Origin of the sequence: Nostoc sp. PCC 7524 (genome assembly GCF_000316645.1) — a bacterium.
GTDB lineage: Bacteria > Cyanobacteriota > Cyanobacteriia > Cyanobacteriales > Nostocaceae > Trichormus.
In genome coordinates this window covers 6552985-6567026 of record NC_019684.1, presented here as the reverse complement: position 1 = coordinate 6567026, position 14042 = coordinate 6552985, and the positions used below count along the sequence as shown (strand labels likewise).

General features: G+C 39.8%; 11 protein-coding genes and 1 tRNA gene. 6 read left to right on the top strand and 6 right to left on the bottom strand.

Annotated features, from left to right (window positions below; translation table 11 throughout):
* Positions 1-45: 45 nt before the first annotated feature.
* Positions 46-1506, top strand: a complete 1461-nt coding sequence (locus NOS7524_RS26850; protein WP_015141628.1) for an aminotransferase class I/II-fold pyridoxal phosphate-dependent enzyme — start codon at positions 46-48, stop codon at positions 1504-1506.
* Positions 1507-2223: 717 nt separating this feature from the next.
* Here NOS7524_RS26850 and NOS7524_RS26845 read toward each other — a convergent pair.
* The 3 genes from NOS7524_RS26845 to NOS7524_RS26835 form a co-directional block, all read right to left on the bottom strand.
* Positions 2224-3756, bottom strand: coding sequence for a GMC oxidoreductase (locus NOS7524_RS26845; RefSeq protein WP_015141626.1), 1533 nt, complete (start codon positions 3754-3756; stop codon positions 2224-2226).
* A gap of 89 nt (positions 3757-3845) precedes the next feature.
* Entirely contained in the window at positions 3846-4649 is an 804-nt protein-coding gene (locus NOS7524_RS26840; protein ID WP_015141625.1) for an SDR family NAD(P)-dependent oxidoreductase, read from the bottom strand.
* Positions 4650-5292: 643 nt separating this feature from the next.
* Positions 5293-6537 (bottom strand): tetratricopeptide repeat protein, encoded by a 1245-nt coding sequence (locus NOS7524_RS26835; protein ID WP_015141624.1) that lies wholly within the window; start codon positions 6535-6537, stop codon positions 5293-5295.
* A gap of 314 nt (positions 6538-6851) precedes the next feature.
* Here NOS7524_RS26835 and NOS7524_RS26830 point away from each other — a divergent pair, with 314 nt between their 5' ends.
* Positions 6852-7448, top strand: a complete 597-nt coding sequence (locus tag NOS7524_RS26830; RefSeq protein WP_015141623.1) for a chromophore lyase CpcT/CpeT — start codon at positions 6852-6854, stop codon at positions 7446-7448.
* A gap of 31 nt (positions 7449-7479) precedes the next feature.
* Here NOS7524_RS26830 and cpdA read toward each other — a convergent pair whose 3' ends face one another.
* Positions 7480-8304 carry a 3',5'-cyclic-AMP phosphodiesterase gene (gene cpdA / locus NOS7524_RS26825; RefSeq protein WP_268742012.1) on the bottom strand — a complete coding sequence of 275 codons (825 nt, stop codon included), beginning with the start codon at positions 8302-8304 and terminating at the stop codon, positions 7480-7482.
* 421 nt (positions 8305-8725) lie between these two features.
* On the opposite strand from cpdA, the gene NOS7524_RS26820 reads away from it, so the two are divergent.
* Positions 8726-8797: transfer RNA gene (locus tag NOS7524_RS26820), tRNA-Cys, on the top strand.
* A gap of 148 nt (positions 8798-8945) precedes the next feature.
* On the opposite strand, the gene hemJ is transcribed toward NOS7524_RS26820, so the two are convergent.
* A complete protein-coding gene (gene hemJ / locus NOS7524_RS26815) occupies positions 8946-9530 on the bottom strand; it encodes a protoporphyrinogen oxidase HemJ (RefSeq protein ID WP_015141621.1) in 585 nt (194 codons plus the stop codon).
* A gap of 424 nt (positions 9531-9954) precedes the next feature.
* Between hemJ and NOS7524_RS26810 the strand changes: the two genes are divergently transcribed.
* The 3 genes from NOS7524_RS26810 (at position 9955) to NOS7524_RS26800 (ending at position 13099) form a co-directional block, all read left to right on the top strand.
* Positions 9955-12261 (top strand): heavy metal translocating P-type ATPase, encoded by a 2307-nt coding sequence (locus NOS7524_RS26810; protein ID WP_015141620.1) that lies wholly within the window; start codon positions 9955-9957, stop codon positions 12259-12261.
* 13 nt (positions 12262-12274) lie between these two features.
* The gene (locus NOS7524_RS26805; protein ID WP_015141619.1) at positions 12275-12496 is read left to right on the top strand and encodes a hypothetical protein; all 222 of its coding nucleotides are present in this window, start codon (positions 12275-12277) and stop codon (positions 12494-12496) included.
* Between the two features lie 189 nt (positions 12497-12685).
* Positions 12686-13099: a heavy metal-responsive transcriptional regulator gene (locus NOS7524_RS26800; RefSeq protein WP_015141618.1), complete on the top strand. Its 414-nt coding sequence runs from the start codon at positions 12686-12688 to the stop codon at positions 13097-13099.
* 129 nt (positions 13100-13228) lie between these two features.
* On the opposite strand, the gene NOS7524_RS26795 is transcribed toward NOS7524_RS26800, so the two are convergent.
* A complete protein-coding gene (locus NOS7524_RS26795; RefSeq protein ID WP_015141617.1) occupies positions 13229-13552 on the bottom strand; it encodes a hypothetical protein in 324 nt (107 codons plus the stop codon).
* Positions 13553-14042 lie beyond the last annotated feature (490 nt).

Below are 14042 nucleotides of genomic sequence, written 5' to 3'. Positions count from 1 at the left end.
ATCTCAATAAATGGTATAAGTTTTAAGCGGTTCAATTCTCCAAAAATGCTCAATCAATACCAAGCACCTTTACTAGAAGCTTTAAAAAAATGTGCCGCACGTCCTCATGTGGCTTTTTATACCCCTGGACATAAGCGGGGACGGGGAATTAGTCAACCTTTGGCTGATTTACTGGGTAAGGCTGTATTCAGTGCAGATTTAACAGAGTTAGGGGATTTAGATAATTTATCTACACCCCAAGGTGTGATTCAACAGGCGCAACAATTAGCGGCTGAAGCCTTTGGTGCTGTACAAACTTGGTTTCTGGTGAATGGTTCTACCTGTGGGCTGGAGGCGGCTATTCTTGCTACCTGTGGTGTGGGGGATAAGATTATTCTGCCGCGAAATGTGCATTCTTCTGCGATCGCAGGTTTAATTCTCTCTGGTGCAATACCAATTTTCGTTAATCCTGAATATGATCCAGTGTTCGATATTGCCCACAGTATCACACCTGATGAAGTTCAAGCTGCCTTACAACAGCATCCTGATGCTAAGGCGGTGTTGACAGTTTACCCAACATATTACGGTGTTTGTGGAGATTTACAAGCGATCGCTCACATTACCCATCAATACAATATTCCTTTATTGGTAGATGAAGCCCACGGCGCACACTTTGCTTTTCATCCAGAATTACCTACCTCTGCTTTAGCCGCAGGTGCTGATTTAACGGTACAGTCAATTCACAAGGTATTGGGCGCGATGACGCAAGCTTCAATGTTACACGTCCAAGGTAGCAGAATTGATATTGACCGAGTAAGTAAGGCTTTGCAACTTTTACAGTCTACCAGTCCTAGTTATGTACTTCTCGCTTCCCTAGATGCGGCGCGTCAGCAAATGGCGTTACATGGTAAACAGTTAATGTCTCGCACTTTGCAACTGGCGAATGAGGCTAGAGACAGAATTAGTCAAATTTTGGGATTATCAGTTTTGTTGTCACCACTACAGGAATATGTATCACCTGGGTTTGTCGATTTGGATAAAACCCGATTGACTGTTAATGTTTCTGGGTTGGGTTTAACGGGGTTTGCAGTTGAGGAAATGTTGGATGAACAGGGTGTGACGGCTGAATTGGCGACGCTGCAAAATCTGACTTTTATTATTAGCTTGGGTAATACCTCAAATGATATTGAGGAGTTGGTGCAAGGTTTTATGCGTTTAGCAACAATAACCCCACCCCTACAAGCAAGGAGAGAGTGGTTAATAGATAGTAGTTTAGGATATTTTCAGGCTATTTCTCCCCGTGAGGCTTTTTTTGCTGCTAGTGAAATCTTACCTGTAGAACAGACTGGCGATCGCATCTGTGCAGAAATCGTCTGTCCCTACCCCCCAGGGATTCCTGTGTTAATGCCTGGGGAAGTCATTAAGCCCGCTACAATTGATTATCTACGACAAATCCAAACTCTAGGCGGATTTATTAGTGGTTGTGCGGATCATAATTTCTGCACTTTAAAAGTAGTGAAAGTATAAAATTTTAGGGGCAAATTTAATTGGAATTACAATACATTTGCACTTTCATAGAACTTTCAAGCATGAGACAATTACCAATGACATTATTTCTTCTGACATTCTGCACGGAATTTTGATTAGTTTGACCAACTAAGATATCAATCAACAAAGGTATAGATATAGCTATACATATAATATATAAAGACCAACCTATTTTGCTTTTATGGTCAGATTTTTGCTTTGGTCTAGATGAACAAGCGCAGACAGTTTCAGCAGACCAAAAATGATTATTAAAGTCGTAATAACTCATGAGCAATTCTCTCTTATCTCAGAAAACATTAAATTTTACTAGGCAACAAGGATAAAATCAGTTTTTTCTCTGATAAATAATAATTTACTAATCAATAAATTCATTACTTTGATAACGCTACAATTAACAAATTACTATATTTATTAATACTCTTAACTTTAAACAGTAAATTCCTACAAAAGTCACAAATAGGCCTATGACTTTAGTCACAATTTATATAGAATATGTGACAAGCAGAAGCCACGTCAGATATATACTAACGTGCAACAGTATCACGGATTCGTATAGAGAGTGTCAAAGCAGTCAATACGGTAGATAATCGCCAGATGATGTGCGATTACCTACGTTATGCCACAGGAACGACCGCTTATAAACCCAGTTTCATGGGAAGCGATCGCTCAATAATTTATTGTTATCGCTTTGACTTTTTATCCCATTCTTTCTAACAGATGATCACCCACACGCAAAGCATTAGCAACAATTGTTAACGTTGGATTTAAAGCGGTACTGGATGGGAAAAAGCTACCATCAACAACATAAAGATTATCAACATCATGGGTGCGGCAATTGATATCTAAAACTGAAGTCTGGGCATCTTCACCAAAACGACAGGTTCCACACTGATGTCCAACTTCTTTGACAGTCATATTTTGGGGAATATGGATGGAAATTTGTGACTTTTGATGACGTGAATCAATGGATTTTAAAACCTCAGTCCACCGTTTAATCAAGCGATTAAATGCGGATTCATTATTATTGGTATATTCAAGAAATAGTTGCTCACCATTGACACGCACACGATTATTTACATCTGGTAAGTCTTCAGTAATTAATAGCCAACCTACAGAATGATTAGCAATTGTCTGTGCTACTATATTAGGCATCAATGGCGGCCCGTAGGCAGCAATTTTATCTTTGTTGATATTACCTAGCATTTGTACACTGCCCATGGGATAGGCAAAATCAGCTTCTCCCCAATAAAAATCAGTAACTGCTAATGTTTTGGGAAAAACAGTTGGATTTAATTCTGTGCTTAATGACATGATGACAGCAAATTTATGCGCCATGTAATTGCGTCCAACAAGTTGAGAACTATTAGCTAATCCATTAGGATGTTTGTCATTAGCAGATTTAAGTAATAATGCTGCTGAATTAATCGCACCACAAGCAACAATTACAATATCTCCAGAGAATATTTGCCGTGTACCTGCAATTTCTGCTTCTACTCCTGTGACTTCTCTCCCGGAAGGACTTGTATGTAAGTGGACAACTTTTGCATTTGTTAATAATTTGATATTGGTATAAGCCATTGCAGGACGTATACCATTAATATCAGCATCAGCCTTGGCATTCATTAAACAAGGAAAGCCATCACAAGTATCACAACGAATGCAAGCACTTAAATGACGATTTACTTCGTTGAGTTTAATTGCTAGGGGTAGATAAAAAGGATGTAAACCTCTGTCTTTTAAAGCATCACAGATATGTTGAATGTATGGTTCATGGCTGATAGCTGGAAAGGGATAATCTGCATGAGTTGCTGGTTCAGTCGGATCTAAACCGCGTTTACCATGTACTTCATAGAGTTTTTCTGCTTGATCATAATATGGAGCAAAATCTTGATATTTTAATGGCCATTCAGGCGAAATACCATCCTGATGGATTACTTTTTCAAAGTCTTGTTCACGCAATCTAAACAGCGCACCACCGTAAAATTTGGTGTTACCACCAACATAATAGTGTGTGTTGGGTTCTATAGATTTACCGTTTTTGTCATACCAATTTTCACTGTTGCGATATCTCATTACCTCATGAGAGTCCCAATTCCTTTTATTTCTGGGAAGAAAGTTACCACGTTCTAAAATTAATATTTTTTTACCGCTTGCTGCCAATTTATATGCCAAAGTACCACCACCAGCACCTGTGCCAATGATGATGACATCATAGTGATTATTAGTCATTTTGCTATCGGTTGTTTAATTATTGATATGTTAATGTTTTGTAGAGATGTAAAAAATACATCCCTACCATTTTGTAAATATTTACCTATTTAGTTTTCAGCACGGGTTTTGTTTAATTGCCTAACACCAATCCAGTTAAATATTTTGTCACCAAATTCTGGAAATAGCTGGATATTAGAGAATAACAACCTAGTTAAAACCCCATCTAACATGACTTCTGGTTGGTTTTGTTTAATCGCTTTGATAATAGCGATCGCTACTTCTGTAGGCTGAGAAACTTTTGCTAATTTAGGTGCAGGTAATCCAAAGGCGAAAAACATTCCAGCCGCAGTGTAACCGGGACAAACTACTGATATATTCACCTTAGTATCAGCTAATTCCTGCCTCACAGCATCTGTCCACATAATTAATCCAGCTTTGCTAGCAGAATAAATACTGTTATATGGCGCTCCCTTTTTCCCAGAACCAGAAGCAATATTCACAATATGCCCACTATTACGTGCTATCATGCTTGGCATAATCAAGCGGGTTAACTCCATTCCTGAAATCAGGTTTGTTGTCAAAATAGACTGGATATCTTCTAAGGTATAGTCTTGAAAATTTCGATATTTCTCAATAGCAGCGTTATTAATCAAAATATCTATTTGTCCAGCAAATTGATTAATTTTATCAACTAAATCTGGTAATTCTTCCAGGTTACTAATATCAAAGGCAATGCTAATTCCTTTACCACCTAAAGCATCTACTTCAGCACATATTTGATTAAGTTTTTCTTCAGAACGGGCAACTAAAACTACAGTCGCTTTTTCTTTAGCTAAAGCACGCGCAATAAATACTCCAATACCACCTGTTGCTCCTGTTAAGAGAACCGTTTTACCTGCGATTGATTTCATAATCAACTGTGATGAGTAGGGTTACTTGTTAAATTTGAGGAGATAAACTAAAAAAGCGAGTTTATGGCGGGATTTAGGCAAAACAAGAGGCTATAAAAGGGTATGATGCAAAGATAACATAGCTTTTACGTCAACCCAACCCATATGAAACAGACAACTCCCAAAGCCATAGTTATGTCATAATCTCATTGGCTACAGCTATATACCCCGACATACCAAGGAATTATTCTTACTGACACACCCTACTAGACTAATACAGCTAATAGTCTATTTGGAATAATTTATTTTTTGGTGTTCCCTAATGTTATTTTGTCAGCGATGCACACCGCTTTTTATTCAGTCTTTGACTACTTGACCAAAGATATTAATTTTCAATCTAACAAAAATAAATAGATTTATTAGTTATCTTTACATTTTCTTTATATCTTTTTTGGCGTATCTGATATTCATGAATATATCAAGATTCCTTGAGAATTAATTTGATGGAATATTACTATATAGAACTGTCTCATTGCACACAGTAAAATATGTTTTATATGATTACAATTTTGATAAAAATCCTGGTTTGTTATTTGAAACCACAAATAAACAGGGATGAATTATCTGTGTGTATCTGTGGTTTCATTTTTATGGTTATTCCCTATTACCGATTGCCTTTTAACTTTGATACTTTTTCAATCTGCTGAGTAAAGTATGCTTCCTGATGTTTGAGTCGTCGCGCTATTTCTAATCCGTCATTAAAAGCTGTTAGTGCTGGTGGGTAATCTTGTTTGTCTAGATATAACTGCCCCATTTGGCTATAAGCTTGCATCATTCCATAATAATTAGCGGCTCTGGCTTCTGCTTCTAAGAGAATTTGGCTAGTTTGCAAAGCTGCATCAATTTGTCCTTGAGAACGATACAAGGGAATTAATTTCTGTACAGCTTCAGCCGCACGCCCATACTGCTGTAATTGCCAAGCTGTTGTGTAAGCTTCTTGGTAGTGTTTAAAAGCTTCTAGCAATAAATCAGCATTGTCTTTGGCGAGGATTTCATAATTGGCAGCGATCGCCAGTTGTAAAGTTGGCAATTGTGTCTGATGATCATTTTGGGAGTAAATTTCTTGCAACTTACTCAAGACATCAATAGATTTTTGTGGCTGCTTCGCCTGCTGATAGATATAAGCTAACTGTTGCAGATATGTTAATTCATCCTGACGTTCACCCGTGGAGGTAGCAAACTTTAACAATTCCTCATAGGTGGCGGCGGCTTGAGCATAATTAAACCAACTCAGATGTAATTCCGCCAGAGTTTTGAGAGTATCAATTTCCCTAGACGTATCTTTTTGCTGTCGTACAGCCGCCAAAACTTGGTTATAAACTTCTATGGCAGGTTTAGGCGATCGCACTTTTTGATAAGCTACACCTAATGCCTGTAATAGCTCTAAATCAACGCTATTTGGAGTTTTTGATTTCTTAGGTTGTGCTTGCTTTTGAATTGCTTGCAACCGTTGTGTAATGTAGTATAGTTGTTGGCGATCGCTGCGATTCCAAGCAATCTCACCAACTCGTGACAATGCTGTTACCTCAGCCACCGCACTTAAATAGCGACGCAAGCGTAATTCCCGATTCCAAATCTCAAAAGCTGCTACCTTATCCCCAGTTTGCAGTTTTGCCGCCGCCTCTTGATTTAACTCATCCAGCGCCGTCTCAAGTTTCTGCTGTTCTGGAAGACTTAAAGGTTGTTTGTCGCGTAACGGTGGTAAAAGTGGATCTGGTGTAGTGATTTCTAACGGATTCGGCGGAAATTTATCCGCTTGTTGAGGATCTTGACTTTGTGCTAGCGTCAAAGAACTGCTAAATTGCCAAAGTATAGTTGCTGTGATCATTAAACTTAAAGGTTTTAGCATAGGTACTTCGTAATCATCAGGGCATTGAAAATTAAAAATTAGGCATCTATGCCTAACAACTGTAACTGCAAATTAGTTTGACGCATCAAGGATTGATAATTATCCCCAATTTTCACAGGTGTAGGGGTACGGAGTCGGAGATGCTCCGCCTCCGGTAAGGATGTAGGGAAGACAAGGGTGAATTTTTTACCCAGTCCCTAATCTCCAATCCCCAGTCCCCAATAACCTTTACAATACTTACAGCTATTTTTTAAGCGCCTCAATTTATTGATGGGGATTGTTAATTTTGAATTTTGAATTCGGAGCGAAGCGACGTGACTCATTCTACAGATATTGCCACCTTAGCGCGTTGGATGGCTGCTGATTTTAGCAATCAAGCCCAAGCTTTTGAGAACCCACCTTTTTATGCTCATATTCGCGTATGTATGCGTCCCTTACCTTGGGATGTCTTGTCAGGGGTAGGGTTTTTTGTTGAACAAGCTTACGACTATATGCTAAATGACCCCTATCGCTTGCGGGTGCTAAAGTTGGATATCGTAGGCGATCGCATCCACATCGAAAATTATACTGTTAAGCAGGAAGAAAATTTCTACGGTGCATCCCGCAACTTACAACGCCTCAAAACCTTAAACAGCGAACATTTAGAAAAATTACCAGGCTGTAACATGATTGTGGAGTGGACTGGTAATAGTTTCAAAGGCCAAGTCGAACCAGGTAAAGGTTGTATCGTCTTCCGTAAAGGACAAAAAACCTATTTAGATAGCGAATTTGAGATTAACCCAGAGAAATTTATCAGCCTCGACAGAGGACGCGATTTAGAAACAGATGAACATATTTGGGGTTCTGTCGCAGGGCCATTTTACTTTGTGCGGTGGCAAAGTTTTGCTGATGAAGTAGTCATCAATCCTTAAGTTCTGATCTTCCCTTCCTCACTCCCCAGTTTCAAACTATCGCGGCTGACTTGAATGGATAAGGATAAGGAACTCGTTCAACCCTAGTTTCCCATTTACCATCAGGGTATAGTTTCAATAAACGGAATCCGGGGAAGTCTTGGTTAATGGCGAAAGTTGGACTTTCGGAATGAAATTGAAAACAAGTAGAAGGACTACCCAGGTATTCAATACAATGATGCTGCTGCTGAAATTCCTGGTGAATATGACCAAATAAGACTAACTTAACTTGGGGATAACGCTCTAGAATAGCAAACAACTCTTCAGGATTTTTCAGCCTGCTAGCATCTAACCATGCAGAATTAACAGGCAAAGGCGGGTGATGTAACGCTACTAAAGTAGGGTTTTCGCCTAGTAGTTGTAACTCACAATCCAGCCATTCTAAAGTTGTAGCTGATAGATAACCATATAAATTATCAGGTACAGACGAGTCCAGCAAGATAAAATTCCAGCTACCACGTTGAAAAGACTTGCGTCGGGATAGCATCCCTATATTTAGAATCTTATCCATTGCGATCGCACAGTCATGATTTCCTGGTAGCCAATAAGTTGGTATCTTCAGTAAATTCAGCTGATATTGTAAATTTTCATAGGATTGGGGTGTACCATCATCAGACAAATCTCCCGTCAGTAGCAGTAAATCAAGTTCATCTCGGAGTGCTTGCAATCGTTCTATTACCGCTTGGAAAGACTCTGTGGTAGGTATCCCTTGCAGTTGATGATTTTCTGCCGCCAACAGATGTATATCTGTTACTTGAGCAATTGATATGGGAGAAGCCTGATTCATTTTTACGGTTAGGGATTTGTGTGTATTAATATCTGACTCTCCTTTTGAGAAAATAACAGTTTTCAAGAAAGTAATAAAATTAGCTTGTTAGTAAATACATGATTAAGAGCATCAATAGCATGATTTCCCATTTATTGCTAGACTTGTGAACTAAAATACAGTTGATATTATTACTTAATAATACGCAAATGTAAAAGTTCTGGCTGTGTAAAATATATCTAATAGGCTAGTATTTTATTTTTTCATCTATCCTAAGATAGAAATTAAGTTCTTTTTGTATTTTACGACACTCATCTACAGGGGTGTAAATGCTAGTGTTATTTAGGTAAACTCATGAAATCTGGTTGTTACCATCATCTCTTTCCTAAACCTGCACACACAAAGCAAAATTTCCCAAGGCAGGGGATGCTAGTTGAGATAAAAATCTGGTATTATATATAATTGTGGATAGGGCGACATAGCCAAGCGGTAAGGCAGAGGTCTGCAAAACCTCCATCCCCCGGTTCAAATCCGGGTGTCGCCTTTAAGAGAATATCAGCATTAAACGGCTTTCAAGCCCTTCTTTTTGGAACATTAAAGGTCTTGTTTTCAAAGCTTCAATACTTCTGTGCCTGAGATATCACAGCTATTTTTTAACATAGCTTAATGTAGGGTATCTCAGGCAATCTTGTCTAACTTTGTTCTTGAGGAATCTGTCCTATCTGGGCTGTCAGTTTTTCCTTATCCAGCCTGCGCTTTCTAGCATAAAGCTGAATAGTCACCGCCATAAAAATAATCATGGCGAAAATCACCCAAGCAGTGAGATCCGTTGGCAGATTATTCTTAAACACAGCCAGCATCACGATTACCACCAACAAGACAGTAGGCGCTTCATTTAAAGCACGTAACTGCTGACTACTCCAGCGACATTCATCTGCGGCTAACTTCTTCATTAAACGACCACAGTAATGATGATAACCCACTAACAGAACGACAAATAACAGCTTAAAGTGTAACCAACCCTGTTTTAAAACTTCCGGTTCCGTACTCAACAAACCAATTGCCATCGCTACCGTCACCAACATTCCTGGCGTAGTAATGATGTTGTAGAGACGTTTTTCCATAATTTGATACTGATTTTTCAGTATCGTGCGGGCTGGTTCTGGTTCTTGGTTAGCTTCTACATGATAGATGAACAACCGTACCAAGTAGAATAACCCCGCGAACCAAACCACAATGCCAATAATATGAAATGCTTTAAACCAGGAATAAGCCATGAATCAAAACCTGCCTTGATCAACTTGTTCTTGTAATTGCCTAAATGATTGCAACTGCTCTCATTAATCAGGTTACGGCAAAACCTCATCCGGCATCGCAGATATGTGAAGAAGTGTAACTTTGGCAAGGCAGGGGTAGGGGGAGATGGGGGAGATGGGGGAGCAGGGGAGCAGAGGGGCAGAAGGGCAGGGGAGGATGTAGCATCAACTTCTCTTGCGATGGCGTAAGCCTACCCGCAGGGTGGGAGTGAGGGGAGACAAGGTAGAATTTTTATCCAGTCCCCAATCCCCAGTCCCCAGTCCCCAATCCCCAGTCCCCAATCCCCATCCCAAAAAGTTTTCTGATCACCACTTGACTCTCCAGTTGACTGGAGAATTGAAGATGTAGTTAGTTGTTACACCTCTTGGTAGTCAGAATATTTATATGGATAATGCCACATTGAAACTGCGCGGCATGAGTTGCGCTGGCTGTGCCAAAAATATTGAAGATGCCGTCCGTTCTGTCCCTGGTGTTGAGCAATGTAGTGTGAATTTTGGGGCAGAACAAGCCACAATTAAGTACGACTCCACAAAAACTGATTTACAAACTATCCAAAATGCAGTTGATGCAGCAGGTTATTCTGCCTACCCATTGCAGGAAGAAAACCTGATGGCGGGTGAAGATGACGAGGAGAAAAGACATCGCCAGCGAGAATCCCGTGATTTGCAGCGAAAGGTGATAGTGGGGGGCATCATTAGCATGGTGCTGGTGATTGGTTCAATCCCAATGATGACGGGTTTACACTTACCCTGGATGCCACCTTGGCTGCATAACGCTTGGGTGCAATTATTACTCACTACTCCTGTACAGTTCTGGTGTGGTAACAGTTTCTATATCAATGGCTGGAAAGCTTTTAAACGGCATACCGCCACAATGGATACATTAATAGCTTTAGGTACAAGTGCGGCATATTTTTATTCCCTATTTCCTACAGTTTTTCCCAGTTTTTTCATCAATCAGGGCTTGATGCCAGATGTGTATTATGAAACTGCGGCGGTTGTCATTACCTTAATTTTGTTAGGTAGATTGTTTGAAAATCGTGCTAAAGGACAAACTTCAGAAGCCATCCGTAAACTAATTGGTTTGCAAGCCAAAACAGCGCGGTTAATTCGCAATGGGCAAGAATTAGATGTGCCGATTGAGCAAGTGCAGATTGGAGACGTAGTATTGGTTCGTCCTGGTGAAAAGATTCCCGTAGATGGAGAAGTAATTAATGGGACATCCACCGTTGATGAAGCTATGGTGACTGGGGAAAGTTTACCCGTGAAAAAGCAACTAGGTGATGAAGTAATTGGAGCGACTATTAATAAAACTGGAAGTTTCCAATTTCGGGCAACACGGGTAGGTAAAGATACTGTATTGGCGCAGATTGTGAAGTTAGTGCAGCAAGCCCAAGGTTCTAAAGCTCCCATTCAAAGACTAGCAGACCAAGTTACTGGTTTCTTTGTGCCTGCGGTAATTGCGATCGCTATCCTCACTTTTATCATTTGGTTCAACTTCATGGGCAACGTCACCCTGGCATTAATTACCACAGTGGGAGTGTTAATCATTGCTTGTCCCTGTGCCTTGGGTTTAGCTACACCAACCTCTGTCATGGTAGGAACAGGTAAAGGTGCAGAAAACGGTATTTTAATTAAAGGTGCTGAAAGTTTAGAACTGGCACACAAAATTCAAATCATTGTCTTAGATAAGACAGGCACAATTACCCAAGGTAAACCTACAGTTACTGATTTTGTTACCGTTAACGGTACAGCTAACGGTAACGAAATCAAGCTAATCCAACTAGCCGCCTCCGTAGAACGTAATTCTGAACACCCGCTAGCAGAAGCCGTTGTCAGATATGCCCAATCTCAGGAAGTCGAATTAGCAGAAGTTAGGGATTTTGAAGCAGTTGCTGGTAGTGGTGTTCAAGGGATGGTGAGTCATCACCTTGTCCAAATCGGGACACAACGCTGGATGGAAGAATTGGGCATTAACACCCAAGCACTGCAACCAGACAAAGAACGTTTGGAATACTCAGGTAAAACGGCAGTTTGGCTAGCAGTTAACCAAGAAATTCAAGGATTAATGGGAATTGCTGATGCCATCAAACCCACTTCTGCCCAAGCTGTGAAAGGCTTACAAAAGCTAGGTTTAGAAGTCGTCATGCTCACCGGAGATAATCGCCGCACCGCCGAAAGTATCGCCAGTGAAGCTGGTATTGAGCGTGTTTTGGCAGAAGTTCGCCCTGAACAAAAGGCAGAGGTGATTAAGTCCCTGCAAGTAGAGAAGCAGGGGAGACGAACTTTGAACCATTCCCCACTTCCCACCCAGCACCCAATTGTTGCAATGGTGGGTGATGGGATCAATGACGCACCAGCTTTAGCTCAAGCGGATGTGGGAATTGCAATTGGGACTGGTACAGATGTAGCGATCGCTGCTAGTGACATTACCTTAATTTCTGGTGATTTACAAGGTATAGCCACAGCCATTCAACTCAGCCGCGCCACCATTCGCAACATTCGGCAAAACCTCTTCTTCGCCTTTATTTACAACGTGGCTGGTATTCCTATCGCTGCTGGTGTTCTTTTCCCCATCTTTGGTTGGTTGCTAAACCCCATTATTGCAGGTGCAGCAATGGCGTTTAGCTCAGTTTCCGTAGTCACTAATGCTCTACGTCTGCGTAAATTTCAGGCAAAAGTAACTGTGTAGGAGCAAGCCTAAAATGTTGAGTAGAAAAATCGGCGTTGCCAGTGTAGCAAGTTGGGGACTGATGTTTGGTTTACTTACCGATCAAGCTGTAGCAGCAATGAACCATGAAGTATCAACAAACCAGTTCCGCCGTGTTGAACAATCATTTGCCATCAAGGCTGCTGTTACAATTACTGGAATTGGGTTAATTGGGCTGGAATTATGGTGGTTTCTTTTGAGTAAACCCAAGTCCTAAACCCTGACTCTGTGATCAAATAGTCAGGACTTATGCAGGTGCCACACTCAACCTATCTTGTAGGGTGCGTCAGATGCCAAAATCTTTTGAAAATAGCGAAAAACTCAAATCTGACGCATCCTACGAATGTGCCAGTTGCATCAGTCCTAATAGTATTAAGATCAATGGCTAGATTAGGGGGAAAGTAGTATGTTAGCTCAGGAAGAATCAAAACTAATTGGTTTAGTCGCCAAGGAAAGTGGTGTTCCCATTAAAACTATTCGTTACTATGAAGAACTTGGTCTTCTCAAATCATCAGGTAGAACTGAGGGTGGGTTTAGATTATTTCATACTGATGTTTTAGCTCGTTTACACTTTATTAAACGCGCTCAAAGTTTGGGTTTGGCATTATCGGAAATTAAAGAGTTTTTGCAGGTTCACGATGCTGGAGAATTACCTTGTGAACATATCAAAACTAAATTAGAAGAGAAAGTGAAAGATATTGACGAACAAATTCGACAATTACTCATTCTGAAGCAAGAATTAGAAGGATTACTTTCCGGTTGGGAAATCAAACCTGATAATGCTCACACTACAATTTGTCCCATTATTGAGAAAGCTTGAGTTAGACTGCAATCAAAAAAATACCTGCATCTTGATAAAGTGCAGGTAATAAATTAATTCCCCGTAAAATGTCAATCACTTTCACAAAAGCAGCTATGCTTTTGAGTGGAAAGTGCTAGTTCTAGGTGCTTATCTGTTAAGTGCTACCTCTTTTTTCTTTTTCATAATTTCCAAATATTCATTGCGGGTACCATCAATGCGGTAGTGGTCACAAATTTGACAAAGTTTGAGGAGATCCAGACGGCTGAATACTTTTTGGTGTTCAATTCCGTTATCATTTCTCCAACGCCAGAAAGTTGTGCGATCAATGCGGCGATCGCTCTCCGGCCATCTTCGTTTTGAGAGAAAATCTACTACATCTTCTTCATAGAATGAGTAGCCTTTTGGCAACTTAATGAGTTCTTCTTTCAAATGATTGAGCGGTATGAGTGGATCTAATTCAGATAGTCTCATGCCAGCAAGCCCTTATAGTTTTTTGGAAGTTCAATTCAACAGAAAGCTACACACAAAACGGTTTCATCAAATTGAATTTATATCAAAATACTGTGCTGTTAATCAGGAATGGGGTAATGAAGTAACTCAGTGAATTTATATATAAAATCTCCTTGCTTCAGTACCTACCACTACATTTAACCAACAGTATATATTGATAGTATTTAATTAAATACAATAAATATAATTATACGCAATTACAACCCATATGCAACCATTCTATGACTTGAATTTTGGCATATTGGCACATAAAAAATCAGCTAATAATGAGCATTTTTGTAAGATATGACAATCAACTTGTACTAGATTATTAATCATTAATAAAATTAGGTAATCAATTTATCATTAACAAAATAAAATAATTCTATACTAACCAAATTATCAGTCTATAGGCATAGTAAGCAGTTACTAAAATTACCTTATTTGTAAGCTCTGATTGTTAGTATGGCAA

Coding starts and splice junctions, on each gene's coding strand:
- NOS7524_RS26850 (WP_015141628.1), top strand. CDS start 46: ATGCTCAATCAATACCAAGCACCTTTACTAGAAGCTTTAAAAAAATGT.
- NOS7524_RS26845 (WP_015141626.1), bottom strand. CDS start 3,756: ATGACTAATAATCACTATGATGTCATCATCATTGGCACAGGTGCTGGT.
- NOS7524_RS26840 (WP_015141625.1), bottom strand. CDS start 4,649: ATGAAATCAATCGCAGGTAAAACGGTTCTCTTAACAGGAGCAACAGGT.
- NOS7524_RS26835 (WP_015141624.1), bottom strand. CDS start 6,537: ATGCTAAAACCTTTAAGTTTAATGATCACAGCAACTATACTTTGGCAA.
- hemJ (WP_015141621.1), bottom strand. CDS start 9,530: ATGGCTTATTCCTGGTTTAAAGCATTTCATATTATTGGCATTGTGGTT.
- NOS7524_RS26810 (WP_015141620.1), top strand. CDS start 9,955: ATGGATAATGCCACATTGAAACTGCGCGGCATGAGTTGCGCTGGCTGT.
- NOS7524_RS26805 (WP_015141619.1), top strand. CDS start 12,275: ATGTTGAGTAGAAAAATCGGCGTTGCCAGTGTAGCAAGTTGGGGACTG.
- NOS7524_RS26800 (WP_015141618.1), top strand. CDS start 12,686: ATGTTAGCTCAGGAAGAATCAAAACTAATTGGTTTAGTCGCCAAGGAA.
- NOS7524_RS26795 (WP_015141617.1), bottom strand. CDS start 13,552: ATGAGACTATCTGAATTAGATCCACTCATACCGCTCAATCATTTGAAA.